Annotated in this window: 14 protein-coding genes; 8 read left to right on the top strand and 6 right to left on the bottom strand. The window is 62.7% G+C overall.

Annotated features, from left to right (window positions below; all coding sequences use genetic code 11):
* Positions 1–174: 174 nt before the first annotated feature.
* Positions 175–954, bottom strand: a complete 780-nt coding sequence (locus MIC97_RS22515; protein ID WP_239802136.1) for an acetoin reductase — start codon at positions 952–954, stop codon at positions 175–177.
* A gap of 392 nt (positions 955–1,346) precedes the next feature.
* Between MIC97_RS22515 and MIC97_RS22510 the strand changes: the two genes are divergently transcribed.
* Positions 1,347–1,694 carry a hypothetical protein gene (locus MIC97_RS22510; RefSeq protein WP_345773575.1) on the top strand — a complete coding sequence of 116 codons (348 nt, stop codon included), beginning with the start codon at positions 1,347–1,349 and terminating at the stop codon, positions 1,692–1,694.
* A 35-nt stretch (positions 1,695–1,729) separates the two neighbouring features.
* A complete protein-coding gene (locus MIC97_RS22505) occupies positions 1,730–4,078 on the top strand; it encodes a heavy metal translocating P-type ATPase (protein ID WP_239802135.1) in 2,349 nt (782 codons plus the stop codon).
* A gap of 22 nt (positions 4,079–4,100) precedes the next feature.
* Here the strand turns inward: MIC97_RS22505 and MIC97_RS22500 are convergent, their stop codons facing one another.
* The 4 genes from MIC97_RS22500 to MIC97_RS22485 form a co-directional block, all read right to left on the bottom strand.
* Positions 4,101–4,331, bottom strand: a complete 231-nt coding sequence (locus MIC97_RS22500; protein WP_239802134.1) for a hexameric tyrosine-coordinated heme protein — start codon at positions 4,329–4,331, stop codon at positions 4,101–4,103.
* A 92-nt stretch (positions 4,332–4,423) separates the two neighbouring features.
* The gene (locus tag MIC97_RS22495) at positions 4,424–5,068 is read right to left on the bottom strand and encodes a DUF924 family protein (RefSeq protein ID WP_239802133.1); all 645 of its coding nucleotides are present in this window, start codon (positions 5,066–5,068) and stop codon (positions 4,424–4,426) included.
* A 92-nt stretch (positions 5,069–5,160) separates the two neighbouring features.
* Entirely contained in the window at positions 5,161–7,107 is a 1,947-nt protein-coding gene (locus tag MIC97_RS22490; RefSeq protein WP_239802132.1) for a cation-translocating P-type ATPase, read from the bottom strand.
* 77 nt (positions 7,108–7,184) lie between these two features.
* On the bottom strand, positions 7,185–7,406 hold the full coding sequence (locus MIC97_RS22485) for a heavy-metal-associated domain-containing protein (RefSeq protein WP_239802131.1): 222 nt from the start codon (positions 7,404–7,406) through the stop codon (positions 7,185–7,187).
* A gap of 394 nt (positions 7,407–7,800) precedes the next feature.
* Here MIC97_RS22485 and MIC97_RS22480 point away from each other — a divergent pair, with 394 nt between their 5' ends.
* Positions 7,801–8,196, top strand: a complete 396-nt coding sequence (locus MIC97_RS22480; RefSeq protein ID WP_239802130.1) for a cupin domain-containing protein — start codon at positions 7,801–7,803, stop codon at positions 8,194–8,196.
* A gap of 358 nt (positions 8,197–8,554) precedes the next feature.
* Here the strand turns inward: MIC97_RS22480 and MIC97_RS22475 are convergent, their stop codons facing one another.
* A complete protein-coding gene (locus tag MIC97_RS22475) occupies positions 8,555–9,028 on the bottom strand; it encodes a MucR family transcriptional regulator (RefSeq protein ID WP_239802129.1) in 474 nt (157 codons plus the stop codon).
* A gap of 177 nt (positions 9,029–9,205) precedes the next feature.
* Here MIC97_RS22475 and MIC97_RS22470 point away from each other — a divergent pair, with 177 nt between their 5' ends.
* From MIC97_RS22470 to MIC97_RS22450, 5 genes are all read left to right on the top strand, one after another.
* On the top strand, positions 9,206–9,478 hold the full coding sequence (locus tag MIC97_RS22470; RefSeq protein WP_239802128.1) for a hypothetical protein: 273 nt from the start codon (positions 9,206–9,208) through the stop codon (positions 9,476–9,478).
* Between the two features lie 203 nt (positions 9,479–9,681).
* Positions 9,682–10,608 (top strand): DUF3991 and toprim domain-containing protein, encoded by a 927-nt coding sequence (locus MIC97_RS22465; protein ID WP_239802127.1) that lies wholly within the window; start codon positions 9,682–9,684, stop codon positions 10,606–10,608.
* A 176-nt stretch (positions 10,609–10,784) separates the two neighbouring features.
* Positions 10,785–11,390, top strand: coding sequence for a DUF1419 domain-containing protein (locus MIC97_RS22460; protein ID WP_239802126.1), 606 nt, complete (start codon positions 10,785–10,787; stop codon positions 11,388–11,390).
* A gap of 14 nt (positions 11,391–11,404) precedes the next feature.
* Positions 11,405–11,803: a DUF3085 domain-containing protein gene (locus MIC97_RS22455; protein WP_239802125.1), complete on the top strand. Its 399-nt coding sequence runs from the start codon at positions 11,405–11,407 to the stop codon at positions 11,801–11,803.
* A gap of 85 nt (positions 11,804–11,888) precedes the next feature.
* A complete protein-coding gene (locus MIC97_RS22450; RefSeq protein WP_239802124.1) occupies positions 11,889–16,985 on the top strand; it encodes an N-6 DNA methylase in 5,097 nt (1,698 codons plus the stop codon).
* Positions 16,986–17,006 lie beyond the last annotated feature (21 nt).

The raw sequence follows: 17,006 nt of genomic DNA, 5'->3' as shown, positions 1-17,006 counted from the left end.
CTGTGGTGCGAATGGCGGCCGAAGGCGGCGATGATCATGCCAAGCAACAAGAGGACAATTCTCACGACAAAAAGCGGCTCTTCCAGACGGAACCATTCCGCTGGAGGGAGAAATTCTCACAAGGCCGTTTCCCGGTGCGGGCGCTTCTGAACGTTCGCGATTTGGCAGGCGGGCTTATCGATAGACGATACCGCCATCGGTCAGGATCGACTGTCCCGTGATGTAGTCGGAATCGGCGCCCGCAAGGAAGGCGACCAATGCTGCGACGTCCTCCGGTGTCTGCGCGCGGCCCAAAGCGATCCCTTCGACATATTTCTTGTAGGTTTCGCCCTTCGGCGTTCCGGTGATCTCGGAAAAGCGCTCGTCGATCTCCACCCACATGTCGGTGCCGACGATGCCGGGGCAGTAGGCGTTCACCGTGATGCCCGCGCTGGCATATTCCTTGGCGGCGGCTTGCGTCAGCGCCCGCACGGCGAACTTGGTTGCCGAATAGACGCCAAGCATGGCGAAGCCATCATGTCCGGCAATCGAGCAGGCATTGATGATCTTGCCCTTCTGACCTCGATCCTTGAATTTCTTCGCAGCCGCCTGGATACCCCAGAGCACGCCGTCGACATTGATGCGGAAAATCAGGTCCATGTCCTCGGGCGTGACGTCGGCGATCGGCTTGACCTGCGCGATGCCGGCATTGTTGACGATGACGTCGAACCCGCCGAGTTCCTTTTCCGCATGGTCGATGGCGGCGTAGACTTCGCCGCGCTTGCTGACATCGGCGACGACGATGGTGGCCTTGCGTCCGAGTGCTTCGACTTCCTTGCGAACGGAGTCGAGCTTGTCAGCCTTGACATCGGCCAGCGCGAGGTCGGCGCCTTCCTTTGCAAGCCGCAGCGCAATGCCTCGTCCGATCCCCTGGCCAGCGCCGGTTACCAAAATGACTTTGCCATTCAACGACATGATTCTCTCCTACAGAAAGTTGGTCAATCCCGTGCAGCCGGCATGTTCCCTTTCGGGCAATACAGCCGGAGCAGAACCGACTACACTCGATGATCCCGGTCCATTTCAAGGCCGTGGCCCGGAAATGATGCGACGGCGCCGAAACCGGCAGTAAGGCCACCTCAAGGGGCCGCCCGCAACAGCAACAGTAATTGTTCGACCCCGCAAGAGTATGACATGATCCCGCATATATGGCCGAGCGCCATATTTTCATCGCGCGGATAGGGTCGCTGTTGCAGAAGGATGATAGTTGATGACGGAAGCGGAACGCTACGACGCTGTCGTGATCGGCAGTGGCGAGGGCAGGAGATACCTCGCCTGGCACCTGGCGCAAGCCGGCCAGAAGGTAGCCGTTGCCCTATTGCATATTCATCGACCCGCCGCTTGCCCGCATCGGCATGAGCGAAGCGGAAGCGCGGGCCAATGGAATGGATATGCGCGTTGCGAAACTGCCGATGAAGGCGGTGCTGCGGACGCGGACGACCTCGCAAACCGCAGGCTTCATGAAGGCGCTGGTCGATCCGCAGGATCGGATCGCAGGCTTTACCATGATCGGTTCGGAGGCCGGGGAAGTGATGGCTGTGGTACAGGCGGCCATGCTCGGCGGCTTGCCCTACAGCGTCCTGCGCGACGCCGTTCTTGCGCACCCGACGATGGCCGAGGGCCTGAACGCGCTGTTTGGTAATGTCGCGAAAAGATAAGGTTTTCAGATTCAGGTGAGGCGGCGGGTTAGAGAATGAACGGACACGAGCATCAGCATCATTCCCATAGCCACGCCCATTCGGGTCATGCGCATCTTGTGAAAGACCCCGTCTGCGGCATGGAGGTCGACCCGCAAACGGCGGAACATCATCTGACCCATGAGGGGCATACCCATTATTTCTGCTCGGCTTCCTGCAAGGCGAAGTTCGAGGCGGACACGGCCCGGTATCTGGCAGGGGACGCGGTACCCGCTCCGGACACGCCCGAGGGCGCGATCTGGACCTGTCCGATGCATCCCGAGATCCGGCAGGAGGGGCCGGGAAGCTGCCCGATCTGCGGCATGGCGCTGGAGCCGCTTGTGGTGACGGCCGACAGCGGACCCAGCCCCGAACTCGCCGACATGACGCGGCGCTTCTGGATCGGGCTGGTCCTCGCCGCCCCGGTGTTCGTGCTCGAAATGGGCGGTCATCTTTTCCCGGCCCTGCACCATCTGGTGCCGATGCGGATATCGATCTGGATTCAGCTCGTTCTGGCGACGCCGGTGGTTTTGTGGTGCGGATGGCCGTTCTTCGAGCGCGCCTTGGCATCGCTGGTCAATCGCAGCCTCAACATGTTCACCCTGATCGCCATGGGCACCGGCGTCGCCTGGGCCTACAGCATCGTCGCCGCCCTTGCGCCCGGCATTTTCCCCGCCGCCTTTCGCACGGAAGATGGCACGGTCGCGGTCTATTTCGAGGCGGCGGCCGTCATCACCGTTCTGGTGCTGCTTGGCCAGGTGTTGGAGCTGCGCGCCCGCGAGCAGACATCGGGCGCGATCAGGGCGCTGCTCGATCTGGCGCCGAAAACGGCGCGGCGCATCGGCGATGATGGCGTGGAAGAAGACGTACCAGTGGAGCATGTCGTCCTCGGCGACAGGCTGCGCGTGCGGCCCGGCGAGACCGTGCCGGTCGACGGCGTGGTGGAGGACGGACGCTCCTCGCTCGACGAGGCGATGGTCACCGGCGAATCCATGCCTGTCACCCGCACTGTGGGAGACCAGGTCATCGGCGGTACGCTGAACCAGACCGGAGCGCTGGTGATCCGCGCCGAAAAGGTCGGCCGCGATACCATGCTATCGCGCATCGTCCAGATGGTCGCCGATGCGCAGCGTTCGCGCGCACCGATCCAGCGCATGGCCGATCAGGTTTCGGGCTGGTTCGTGCCGCTGGTCATCGTCATCGCGATTCTGGCTTTTATCGTCTGGGGTATCTGGGGGCCGGAGCCACGCTTTGCCTATGGGCTGGTCGTGGCCGTTTCGGTGCTGATCATCGCCTGTCCCTGCGCGCTCGGGCTGGCGACGCCGATGTCGATCATGGTCGGCGTCGGCAAGGGCGCCAGCGCCGGCGTCCTGATCAAGAACGCCGAGGCGCTCGAACATATGGAGAAGATCGACACGCTGGTGGTCGACAAGACCGGCACGCTCACCGAAGGCAGGCCGTCGGTGACGGCAATCGTCGCGGCAGGCGGCTTCGACGAAACGGAAATCCTGCGGCTGGCCGCTGGCGTCGAGAAAGCGTCGGAACATCCGCTGGCATTGGCGATCGTGGAGGCGGCGGAGAAGAAGGGCATCGCCATCCCGCCCGTAGTGGATTTCGATTCTCCGCTTGGTAAGGGTGCGCTCGGTGCCGTTGAGGGCAAGGTGATCGTGCTCGGCAATGCGGCGTTCCTCAAGGAGCACGGCGTCGACGCTTCGTCCCTTGCCGAACAGGCGGACGCCTTGCGCCATGACGGCGCCACCGCGATCTATATCAGCGTCGATGGCAAGGCGGGCGGCATCTTCGCTATCGCCGATCCGGTCAAGGAGACGACGCAGGAGGCGCTGAACGCGCTGCATGGCGAGGGCATCCGCATTGTCATGCTGACCGGCGACAACAAAACGACGGCCGAAGCCGTCGCCCGCCAGTTGGGCATAGACGAGGTCGAGGCCGACGTGCTGCCGGACGCAAAGAGCGCCGTTGTGAGCCGTCTCAAGGCGGAAGGCCGGGTGGTGGCGATGGCGGGCGACGGCGTCAACGACGCGCCGGCGCTGGCGGCTGCCGATGTCGGCATCGCCATGGGATCGGGCACCGATGTTGCGATTGAAAGCGCCGGCGTCACCCTGCTCAAGGGAGACCTTATGGGGATCGTCAAGGCGCGGCGGCTATCCGAGGCGACGATGGCGAATATCCGCCAGAACCTGTTCTTCGCCTTCATCTACAATGCCGCCGGCATCCCGGTTGCCGCAGGCGTGCTTTACCCTTCTTTCGGTCTTCTCCTGTCGCCGATCATCGCGGCGGCCGCCATGTCGCTGTCGTCGGTCAGCGTCATCGCCAACGCGCTGCGGTTGCGGGGGCTGAAACTTTGACTGGAACGCCGGCGCGGCTGCTCTAGTCGCGCCAGTAATCGTTGGCCGCCGCGACCGTCTGGAAATGGATGGCTATCACCTGCGAGGAAGCGATCAGTTGGGTCGTGTCCTGATCGTAGGCCGCGCGCAGCTTGTCGCGGATCTCGGCGGAAGGCTGGGTGATCTTGACGCCGACCCGGGCCATTTTGGTGGCAAGATCGAACCCCTCCTGCGGGGTCGCTGTCTTGAGCGAGGGAAGCCAGGTGTCAGCCATGATGTTTCCTTCCAGAGAACATGAACACGTAACAAACGTAGTTTACGTGAACCGCCGGCGAAAGCATCCCCTGTGACCAGGCCCGTCGGACGTCATGCTTGAAACGCTTTCTCGTGCGGGAAATCCCCTTCAACGATGTAAGCTTCTTCCGCCTGCGTCGATGCTCGGCCGAGGACCCGGTTGCGGTGCGGGTGACGGCCGAAAGCGGCGATGACCTTGCGCACGTCACCGGCCTGTTTCACCAGTGACTGGTAGATCGGCTGAAGGGAAGCAGGCGCTTCCGCGGCGATCTCTTCGCGAAGCCTGATGAGCAGGTCGATGCGCGCGAGGTGATCCGGGCCTTCGCAATGGCCAAGCGGCTGGCTGTAGACGATTTTGGACCATGGCACGTGCAGCGATGAGTAATGGCCGTTCGAGAACCCCTCCTTCGCCAGCGACAGCGCGGCTGGGTCCTGCGCGAAAGCGCGCGGCGTTCCGCGCCACAGCGAGCGCGAGAACTGGTCAAGCATGATGATGAGCGCCAGCCTGCCTTCGGGATCGCTGGCCCAGCCGTCGAGATCGCCTGAGGCTGCGCGGCTTGTGAGGTCGGCGAAGCGCGCGACGATCGCGTCATCTGCTCCGCCGTGCAGCCGCCACGACCAGTGATCCCGATGCGTTTCAGCCTCTATCTGTGAGGAGCGACCTTCGGGAAACCAGAAGTCGAGAACGTCGTTCCACGGGGCGGTGCTGGTATCCATGTCGATCCTTTCCGGCAGTTGCCAGCGATGAGACGGGGCTGGCGCGGCAAGAACAACAGACCCCGCATCGGAGCGGGGTCTGCGATGAGGCTTCAGCCGCGCGCGGCCTCGGTCGCGGGAAGGGCGGCGGCTTTTGCGGTCCTCCCGCCGGGCGCGGTGGCCTTCGGTACGCGCAGCAGGCGCATGCCGTTGGCGATGACGATCAGCACCGAAAGCTGGTGGACCAGCATGCCGCCGGCCATGTGGACGTTGCCTGAGAACACGCCCGCCAGCAATCCCGCCACCGTCACCAGCGCGATGACGAGGTTCTGGCGCATATTGCCCAGCGTGGCGCGCGAGATCGCCATCGCTTCAGGGATCTTGCCGAGATCGTCCTTCAGCAGCGCGATGTCGGCGGTCTCGATGGCGACGTCGCTGCCGGCTGCGCCCATGGCGATCGAGGTGTCGGCGGCGGCAAGGGCAGGGGCATCGTTGATGCCGTCGCCGACCATGGCGACATGCGCGCCGTCCGCCTTCATCTTGCGGATCAGTTCCAGCTTGTCCTCGGGCATCAGCCCGGCATGGACCTCGTCAATGCCGACCTCGCGGGCGATGGCCTCGGCCGCGCCATGCTGGTCGCCGGTCAGCATGACCACGCGGCCTATGCCGATCTCGCGCAGCCGGGCGATGGCTTGCGCCGCGCCTTCGCGGGCCATGTCGGACATGCCCAAGAGCCCGATCAGCTGCCCGTCGCGCGCCACGAGGATCGGCGTCTGGCCGTTGGAGAGCAGACGCTCCAGTGCGGCTTCGCCCTCCTGGCCCAGCGGGATGCCGAGCGTATCCATCAAGCGGCGGTTGCCAGCGGCAACGGTCCGGCCGTCGATGCGGGCGGTGAGGCCCATGCCGGCATGTTCCTCCAGCGCCTCGGGCGTGGAAAGCGGGCCCTGCCTGCGGCCAGCCTCGACGATGGGACGGCCAAGCGGATGGGTCGATCCGGTCTCAGCGGTCGCTGCCAGATGCAGCAACTCGGCCTCAGCAATGCCGCCCAGCGCAACGATAGAGGCAAGCTGCGGTTTACCTTCCGTCAGCGTGCCGGTCTTGTCGAGCGCCAGCGTATCGATCCGGCTGGCGCTTTCCAGATGCTGGCCACCCTTGATCAGGATGCCGCTGCGTGCTGCCCGGCCGATGCCGGCAACGATCGAGACCGGCGTCGAGATCACCAAAGCGCCGGGGCAGCCGACGACCAACAACGTCAGTGCCAGGCGGATATCCTGCGTCACCGCAAAGGCGACGATCGCCAGGCCGATGATCGATGGTGTATACCATTGCGCGAAGTGCTCGATCATGCGCTGGCTCGGGGCTTTTTCCTCCTGCGCTTCCTCGACGCGCTGAATGATGCGGGCAAGGGTTGTGTCGGCGCCAACGCCGGTGGCGCGGATGCGCAGCAACCCGTTTTCGGCGATCGTTCCTGCATGGACATGGCTGCCTTGCGCCTTTTCGGCCGGCATCGGTTCGCCGGTGATGGCTGCTTCGCTGACCGCGGCGGTGCCTTCGGTCACCTCGCCATCCACGGGAATGCGCTGGCCGGCCCTGACCAGCACGATCTCGCCGATCTGGACCATATGCGCTGCCACTTCGACGGGATTGTCGTCGCGCAGCACGGTTGCCGTGGCAGGTGCGGCGTCAAGCAACGCCTTCAGCGCGCCACGGGTCTGGCCCATGGTGCGCGCCTCAAGCCAGCCGCCAAACATGAACAGGAAGGTGACGGCCGCCGATTCCCAGACCTCGCCAATAAAGAGAGCGCCGACCGCTGCGACGGTGACAAGCAGCTCGATGCTGAAATGCCTGACCAGCAGCGAGCGCCAGGCGCGGATGGCAATGTCGGTGCCGGCAAGGAAAGCCGCCGCGACCATCAGCACCGTCCATGCCTCGACCATGCCAAAGCCGTAACGCGCTAAAAAGCCGGCGGCGATCAACGTGCCGCTGCCGAGCGTCAGCCAGAAGCGCCGCCGGGCCGGGTGTACGATGGCGCTTCTGATACTGGTGACGAGACTGGTCATCTCATTCTCCTTCATCTTGATGTCTGCGAACGGCTGCCGCGCCGACTCGCGGCGCGGCGAAACAAGCGGAGTCCCGATCAGAAGGCGGCAGGTTGCGCCTCGTAGCCGGTTCCGCGCACCGCCTCGACCAGCGCCTCGATACTCGATTGCGCGGGGTCGTGCTCGACCTCGATCTTGCCGGTGTTGAAGCGCACCTCGGCCTTTGCGACGCCCGGAAGGGCGTTGAGCGCCTTTTCGATCTTCGGCACGCAGGAGGGGCAGGAAAGCTCATCGCTGCGCAGGATGGTTTTCTGGGTCATGATCGGGCTCCTTTCGATAATGGGGGAGAGTGTCCCCTGCCTCATTGATCTAAGGGTTTGATCCCGCATTGCGATTGGCGAACCCGGCAAGCCAGGCTTGCATGAATGCACAGGCCGCTGCCTTGGGTCTGGTCCAGCGGGAGACCACATTGGGAGTGGAATCGTCGCCTAAAATAGAGGAATTCTCGTGCGTGGATGCACAGGTCAACAATTCTCGACTTCCTGGCGCATGCTTTGATGTGGACGTGCCGCTGCCGGGGAGACAGATTGAAGATACCGATTCCGAAGTCGTATCGGCGACATGACCATATGCGAAGATCTCATGGGCGGAGTTGAGTGAGATCAACGAAACGGGTCAGCATTTGTGCAAAGAACTACAGAGATGGAGCATATCATGCGTGGATTTGTTGATGACATCGAGGAACTGACCGAAGGAAACACGGATTTTCGCCGTGTTGTTTATACGGCAAAGAATATGCAGCTCGTCCTGATGGCGCTTCAGCCCGGCGAGGAGATCGGCGAAGAGGTTCACGACGACGGCGACCAGTTCTTCCGCGTCGAGGATGGCGAAGGAGAAATCCTGATCGACGGCAACGTGAGCAGGATCGGGGCCGATATGGCCATGATCGTACCCGCTGGGGCGCGGCATAATGTCAAGAATACCGGCAATGAGCCGCTGAAGCTTTATACGATCTACAGCCCGCCCGAGCATGTCGACGGTGTCGTTCAACCAACCAAGGCTGAAGCCGACGCCGCTCATGAACATTTCGACGGCAAGACCAGCGAATAACGCCGTTGCGCAAGCAGTGGCTTGCGGAGACAAGCCATGAATGGTGTTGCTGCTTGCCCTCCCGCACCGAACCGCGAGAGGGCAAGATGACAATTCTTTGCCCGGAGATGAGGTGAAGACTCCGATGCGCTCGACTTTCCCGCCGCACGGCAGCGATCATCCGCAAAATCTGACATTCGCCATCGGCGTCATGGTAGTGCTATCGGCGATCTGTTCTTCGAACTGCGGTTGCAGCTGATCGCCGTTCACAACGGAGAGCGCCGGTGCATGCCGGACGGCATCTGACGGCATCTATTGAATCGCGCAAATGGGGCGGCGCGGTGTTCCGATGCAACCTGGTGAACGGTCGAAGGAGGCCCTATGAGAATTTGAGGCCGAGTCTCTTGCGCCTGGCAGGAGCCGCTGGCGGTTCTTCGACGGGCCTTGGCTTGCGTCCTAATCCCATCGATTTTGCCAGTGCGGAACGCGCTGCGGCGTAATCTGGCGCGACCAGCGGATAGTCTGCTGGCAGACTCCATTTCGCACGATAGTCGTCCGGTGTGAGGCCATGATGGGTCGACAAGTGGCGCGTCAGGGATTTGAACTGTTTTCCGTCTTCGAGACAGACAATGTAGTCCGGTGTCACCGACTTTTTGATTGCGACTGCGGGCTTTTGGGATTCTGATACGACTTCCGCAGGCGCATTAGCCTGCTGCAGCAGGCTCGAATACACCCTGGAGATCAAGCCGGGCAGTTCTGCGACGGGTACAGGGTTGTTCGACACATAGGCCGAAACGACATCTGCGGTCAGTTCGATGAGCCTGTCAGATCTATCGATCAGGGTTTCGTTCACGCTTAATACCTCTTTTCGTCGATACTATTCTTGCGTAGCCACTTAATGGATTGCAGCGTCGTATTACAATGGGGGAATATGCGTTGCCTTGCGGACCCGGCTGTTGGCTGAGTCGACGCCTTGGCGATCTTCGCCATGCCGGCTTCCATCCGTGACGCCAGAAAGGATAGACGACCCATGCTCGCGGTAATCACAAGCTGGATCGATCGTCGTCGCGCACTTCGGCACCGCTGGAAGGAGGATGCGCTTCGGCTTCTGACGACGGAGGAAACCAACGCCTATTATGAGGCGCAACGCCGGGCGACGCGTTATCGTGTGCGCGGTGACAGAGCGGAGTTCTACCACTGGGCCAAGGTCGCGGCCGAGATCGCCCGCCTTTCGCCTCGCGTGGAAATGGATTTGGGCATGCTGCGCAGGATCGTTGCGGAGGAAGAACGGCGAAGATCCTGACGCCGATGCACCGTGCCGCTTGCGCGCCGCGGCCGGCAAGGGAAGCTTCGCCGCAGCGGTCACGTCGATGCCGACCCGGCAAATCTGCCGGGTTGCCCGCCGCGCCCTTGCCCGCCTTGCTCTTCGCGGCCTCCGGTATCTGCCCCGAAAGGATCGGGAGCGGGAATCGGGTAAGAGGAGCATGGGACGTGCAGGCGCGAAGAATGGAAAAAGCAGATCTGGAAGAGTTGAGAGGGAAGGTGCTCTGCAGCGCGGTGCTGGAAGAGGCAGGGTTTGCACTCGACCTCAAGGAAAGTACACGAAAGGCGATGAAATATCGCCGGGATTCCGAGATCATCATCGTCATCCATGACGGCAAGGGCTGGTTCGACCCCCTCGGCGAAGGCAAAGGCGACGTCTTTAACCTCGTCGAACATTTGCAAGGCGTACGCTTCGTTGAGGCCATGTACGAAGTTGCAGGCCTCGTTGGGTTCGTTCCGACCTCACCCGTCTGGGTGCGGGAGTCGCGCGATCGAAAGCCGGATCTCTCCGTTTCCGAGCGATGGCGCACACGGCGCAAGCCCTGGAAGGGATCGGCAACCTGGCGCTATCTGACAGACGAGCGCGGCCTTAGCGAACGGATCGTGCGCATTGCGATTTCCACCAATCTGCTGCGCGAGGGTCCCCATGCGACCATGTGGGCCGCCCATACCGATAAAGACGGCGCCATAACGGGATGGGAAGAGCGCGGTCCGGACTGGCGAGGCTTCGCATCCGGGGGCGCCAAGGTGCTGTTTCGCCTTGGGCGGCCGGACGCTCTGCGCCTGTGTGTGACGGAGGCCGCGATCGACGCCATGAGCCTGGCGGCGATCGAGGAGATGGGCGCCGGAACGCTCTATCTCAGCGCCGGGGGCGGCTGGTCTCCCGCGACGTCCGAAGCTCTGAGCCTGCTGGCCGAGCGTCCCGGCGCCGAACTTGTCGCGGCCACCGACGCCAATGCGCAGGGCGAGGTTTTTGCCGAACGGCTCCGCGAGATCGCTGAACAGACAGGCTCTGCCTGGTCGCGTCTCCTGCCTCCGCATGACGACTGGAACGATGCTCTCCGTGTCCGCAACAAGGAGCGAGAAACAAAGGAGAGGGAAGAAGGATAAGGCCTGCCGCATGCCCGCCGGCCGCATCAAGGGTGAAGCTTCGCCCGGCCAAAGCCGGCCCTTGACCCGGCCGGACGGAGAGGCGGCCGCGGGGGAAGGGTCCGGAAGGGCTGATGATGATGGTGATCCACGAGGGATCAGCGCACTTCGGCCCGAAAAAGGCCAGGAGCCTCCCCATGACCCATCAAACCTCCCCCAGAAAGATCTATTTCGGCGTCGCAGACCGTCGGCAGATGTTTCGTCTGTTCGACCGTCATGCCCAGCGGCCGAACCGCGTTGAGGGTGACAGCGATCACCTTTACGCCGGCGAATATTTCGAGATCGCGCGGGCAGAGCATGATTACATGCTGAACATCCTGCCGCCGCTCTGGATGCGCGGGGAGATGTTCGCCATGCGCGAATTCCTCACCGACCGCGTCACTAGCATTTTCTACCACCTCAGGATCGATGGAAAGGTCCGCTATTTCCATGGCTATTGCGACCTGACGCGAGCCCGCTCCCCGGTCGAGATGCGCGACGCCATCGTCGAGCGCGAGTCCTGGCCGGTCAGGGCGATGACGCATGAGGAGCGGCTCGAGCATATCTGGAGCGCCACCTACGACGAATATCGCGGCTATGCCGGTGAACGCTGGCTGCCGGAGTTTCGCGGACAGCGCACCGTGCTGGTCTATGGTCGGCGCGGCGGCACGACGCTGAAGCTGTTGAGCGAACTCACCGAGGAGGAGATCCAGGCCAAGCTTCCCGTGCATCTGCGTCATCTGCCCGAGCGGCAGGCGGCATGAAGGGGAACGCGGCCATGTTCACCTTTCCGATTCTCGCGGTCCGCAAGGTCATCGCTCGGGGTATCGAAGACGCCGCCGCCAATGGCGGTTTTCGCAATCCCTATTACGGCACGCGTCCGGGCGAGGGTGAACTGCCCGGCCTGTGGCTGGTCGGAGACGAAGGCGTCTACATCATGTCCAATGGCAGACTCGTCGACGGACAGAAGCCGCTCGTCGTTTTCGCCGAGCAGTGCCACCCCAAGGGCGACATCGACTGGTGGGATTACAAGCGCCGCCATTTCGGCGCCGATGACGGCATCGAGTTCATCGACGCCAAGCGGCTGACCCCGCTTTTTGACCGCAATGTGGGCGCCACGCACCTCAATGTGCAGCTCACCGAGGCCGAAATCGCGCTCTCGCTGATTTCTCGCTGACGTTTTCAACAATCGCAACGCCGATCGCCTGGCCGTCATCAGCGGCCGGGGGATCGCGCATGCCATCATCGCAGGAGAAATACCAATGTCGCATGACGACCTGTTCACGATCTCGTCTTCAGCCATCACGTCCCAATCGTCCGGGCTCGGCCTTGGCATTGCAGGGTTTGGCGCAGATCTCGCCGCCAACGATTTCGATGACGATCCGCCACTGAGCGAGCCTGCTCCGGCGATGCCTGCACCGTCTGGTGTCTCGGCGCGCACGTCGTCATCGGCGGAACGCGCCAACTTCTATCTTTCCGGAAGCCGCAATCTCGCGCGCGGCTGGAAGCAGCGAGCGCTCGACAACCTCGCCGCCATCCGTCTCGCTTCCGAAATCGAGGTGGCCGATCGCGCCGCGACGGCGGACGAACAGGCGCAGCTGATCCGCTTTACCGGGTTCGGTGCATCCGAGCTCGCCAATGCCGTGTTTCGCCGTCCCGGCGATGACAGTTTTCGGCCGGGTTGGGATGAAATCGGCAGCGACCTTGAGGGCACAGTTTCATCGGGCGAGTATGCGTCGCTGGCGCGTTGTACCCAATATGCGCATTTCACACCGGAGTTTATCGTTCGTGCGATCTGGTCCGGACTGCAACGGCTCGGCTGGAGTGGGGGCAGGGTGCTCGAGCCCGGCATCGGAACGGGCCTGTTCCCGGCCACGATGCCTGAAGCGCTGCGAGACGTTACCCACGTCACGGGCATCGAGATCGATCCCGTCACCGCTCGCATTGCCCGGCTGCTGCAACCAGGTGCGCATATCGTCACCGCCGACTTTGCCCGCGCCGACCTTCCTGCCAGTTTCGATTTGGCTATCGGGAACCCGCCATTTTCCGATCGCACTGTCCGGTCGGATCGCGCCTATCGCGCGATGGGACTGCGTCTCCACGACTACTTTATCGCCCGCTCCATCGATCTGCTGAAGCCCGGCGGGCTTGCGGCCTTCGTCACCAGCTCGGGAACGATGGACAAGGCGGATTGCTCGGCGCGGGAGTACATCGCGAAATCGGCCGACCTCCTCGCCGCCATCCGGTTGCCCGAAGGCAGCTTTCGCGCCGATGCCGGCACGGACGTCGTGGTCGATGTGCTGTTTTTCCGCAAGCGCAAGATCGGTGAGCCCGAGGGCGACCAATATTGGCTCGACACCGAGGAGATCAGGCCGGCGACGGTCGATGAGGCGACGATCCGCGTCAATCGCTGGTTCGCCCGCCACCCCGATTTTGTCCTTGGCGATCACGCCATGGCGTCCGGGCCATTTGGCGAAACCTATACCTGCAAGCCGCATCCTGGCATCGATCTCGAACAGGCGCTCGCAGATGCAATCTCCTTTCTTCCGGAAGCGATCTATGACGGCGATCCCGAGCTGGTCGATCTCGAATCTGACGACAGCGCAGTTTCGCTGGTCGCCCGGTCGGGAAGCGACGGCGTGCGCGAGGGCAGCTTTTTCGTCAGCGACAATGCCAAGCTCAAACAGATGATCGATGGCATTCCTGTCGCGATCACCATTCGCAAAGGCAGGTCGACCGAGGGCGTGCCGGAAAAGCATTCACGCATCATCAGCAAGCTGATCCCGATCCGTGATGCCGTGCGGGAGGTTTTGAAGGCCCAGGAGTTCGACAAGCCCTGGAAGCCAGCGCAGGTGAAGCTGCGCATCGCCTGGTCGAATTTTGTCCGAGAGTTCGGCCCGATCAATTTCACCACGGTCTCGGTTTCCGAGGACGCAGAGACCGGCGAGGTCCGTGAGACGCATCGGCGGCCGAACCTGCAACCCTTCCTCGACGATCCCGATTGCTGGTTAGTGGCTTCGATCGAGGACTATGATCTTGAGACCAATACCGCGCGTCCCGGCCCGATCTTTTCCGAACGGGTCATTGCGCCGCCTTCCGTACCCGTCATCGCCTCGCCAGCCGATGCCCTTGCCGTGGTGCTGAACGAGCGGGGCTATGTGGACATCGATCACATCGCCGAGCTGCTGCACAGTGACCCCGAGGTCGTGATTGCCGCGTTGGGCGACGCCGTCTTTCGCGATCCGGAGTCCGGCGCCTGGCAGACCGACGACGCCTATCTCTCAGGTCAGGTCCGCGACAAGCTCAAGGCGGCAGAGGCCGCCGCCGCGCTCGATCCGGCGTTCGAGCGCAATGTTCGCGCCCTGGTCGAAGTGCAACCTGCCGATCTTGGACCGTCGGATATCACCGCCCGTCTGGGCGCACCGTGGATTCCGGCCGCCGATGTCGTCCTCTTCGTCAAGGAAACGATGAACGCCGACATCAAGATCCACCACATGCCCGAACTGGCATCGTGGACGGTGCAGGCGCGCCAGCTCGGGTGGTTGGCCGCCGGCACATCCGAATGGGGCACCGATCGCCGCCACGCTGGCGAGCTGATCGCCGACGCTCTCAACAGCCGCGTGCCGCAGATCTTCGACATTGCGAAGGAGGGCGATAGCGAAAAGCGGGTGCTCAATGTCGTCGACACCGAGGCGGCCAAGGAGAAGCTCACAAAGATCAAGACAGCATTCCAGTCCTGGATCTGGTCCGATCCTGACCGCACCGACCGGCTGGCGCGGGTCTATAATGACCGTTTCAACAACATCGCCCCGCGAAAATTCAACGGGGATCATCTCCAGCTTCCAGGCGCCTCGGGCGCCTTTTCTCTTTATGGACACCAGAAACGCGGCATCTGGCGCATCATCTCGGCCGGCTCGACCTATCTTGCCCATGCCGTCGGCGCGGGCAAGACGATGACCATGGCGGCTGCGGTCATGGAGCAAAAGCGCCTTGGCCTGATCGCCAAGGCGATGCTGGTCGTCCCCGGACATTGTCTGGCGCAGGCCGCACGCGAGTTTCTGGCGCTCTATCCGACCGCCCGCATCCTCGTCGCTGACGAGACCAATTTTTCGAAGGAAAAGCGGCATCGGTTCCTGTCGCGGGCCGCGACCGCGGCCTGGGACGCCATCATCATCACGCACTCGGCATTCCGCTTCATCGGCATCCCGTCCGCGTTCGAACAACAGATGATCCAGGATGAGCTGGAGCTCTACGAGGTCCTGCTCACCAAGGTCGAAAGCGATGATCGGGTCTCGCGCAAGCGGCTCGAGCGGCTGAAGGAAGGCCTCAAGGAGCGCCTGGAAAACCTCGCCACCAGAAAGGACGATCTTCTCAGCATATCCGAGATCGGCATCGACCAGATCATCGTCGACGAGGCGCAGGAGTTCCGGAAACTCTCCTTCGCCACCAACATGTCGACCCTGAAAGGGATCGATCCAAACGGTTCGCAGCGCGCCTGGGATCTTTATGTGAAGTCGCGTTTCGTTGAGGCGAAGAACCCCGGCCGGGCGCTGATACTGGCCTCCGGCACGCCGATCACCAACACGCTGGGCGAGATGTTCTCGGTGCAGCGTTATCTCGGCCTCGCTGCGCTGCATCAGCGCGGGCTGCACGAGTTCGATGCCTGGGCGTCGACCTTCGGCGACGTCACCACCGAGCTCGAATTGCAGCCGAACGGCAAATACAAGCCGGTGACCCGGTTCGCGACCTTCGTCAATGTTCCCGAGCTTATCGCCATGTTCCGCACCTTCGCGGACGTGGTGATGCCCGAGGATTTGCGGGCCTACGTCAAGATTCCAGCGCTTTCGACGGGCGCGCGCCAAATCAGGACCTCAAAGCCCTCGGCGGCGTTCAAACGCTATCAGATGGTGCTCGATGCCCGGATCAAGGCGATTGAGGCGCGCGAGGGTCCTCCGCAGCCAGGCGACGACATCCTGCTCTCCGTCATCACAGATGGCCGCCACGCCGCGATCGACCTACGCCTGGTCGACGCCGACAACGACAATGAGCCGGACAACAAACTCAACGACCTTGTCGGCAACGCCTTCCGCATCTGGCGGGAAACGGCAGACCACGACTACGTCCGGCCCGACGGCAAGCCCTTCGAGCTGACCGGCGCGGCCCAGATGATCTTTTCCGATCTCGGAACGATCTCGGTGGAAAAGACGCGCGGTTTCTCAGCCTATCGCTGGATCCGTGACGAGCTCATTCGCCTTGGCGTGCCGCCGTCGGAAATCGCCTTCATGCAGGACTACAAGAAATCCGAGGCCAAGCAGCGGCTGTTCGGCGACGTGCGCGCCGGCAAGGTCCGCTTCCTGATCGGGTCGTCGGAAACAATGGGCACGGGCGTCAACGCCCAGCTCCGCCTGAAAGCCCTGCATCACCTCGACGTTCCCTGGCTGCCGTCGCAGATCGAGCAGCGCGAGGGCCGCATTCAGCGGCAGGGCAATCAACACGATGTCGTCGACATCTTCGCCTACGCCACGGAAGGCTCGATGGACGCGCAGATGTGGCAGAACAATGAGCGCAAGGCCCGGTTCATCGCGGCCGCCCTTTCAGGCGACACCTCGATCCGTCGGCTGGAGGATATGGGCGAGGGGCAGGCGAACCAGTTCGCCATGGCCAAGGCGATTGCCTCAGGCGATCCGCGGCTGATGCAGAAGGCTGGGCTCGAAGCCGATATCGCCCGGCTTGAACGACTCCGCGCGGCACATCAGGACGATCAATTCGCCATTCGCCGGCAGATCCGCGATGCAGAGCGGGATATCGAATACGCCACGCGTCGCATCAGCGAGATCGGGCAGGACATCGACAGGCTGGTGCCGACCGCCGGCCCGGCCTTCCGCATGGACGTAGGTGATGAAGTCTTCGTCGATCGCAAGCTCGCTGGTCGCGCGCTGATGAAGGAAATCCTCACCCTCGTCCAACTTCAGCAGGATGGTGATGTCGTAGTTGCGTCGCTCGGCGGCTTCGATCTCGAATATTGTGGGGAGCGGTTCGGCAAAGACGGATACCGCTATACCACCATGCTGATGCGCACCGGCGCTGACTATGAGATCGAAATGCCCGTAACCACCACGCCGCTCGGTGCGGCCTCTCGTCTCGAGCATGCAGTGTCTGGCTTTGACGACGAGCAGGAGCGCTATCGCCGACGTCTCGCCGATGCCCGGAATCGCCTCTCTTCCTATCGCTCGCGGCAGGGCGGGGAATTCTCCTTCTCGGACGAATTGTCCGAAAAGAGAAGGCAATTGGCCGATGTGGAAACGGCGCTGGCGGAGGATGTTGAGCACATTGGTGAAGTTGCATCAGTTGCCGCCTGACAAACGTGTCGCGGGCTTCGG

It is taken from the genome of Aquamicrobium sp. NLF2-7 (genome assembly GCF_022359935.1).
GTDB classification, from domain to species: Bacteria; Pseudomonadota; Alphaproteobacteria; order Rhizobiales; family Rhizobiaceae; genus Mesorhizobium; species Mesorhizobium lusatiense.
Note: the sequence above shows the minus strand (reverse complement) of the source record. Positions and strands in the feature narration are given on the sequence as shown.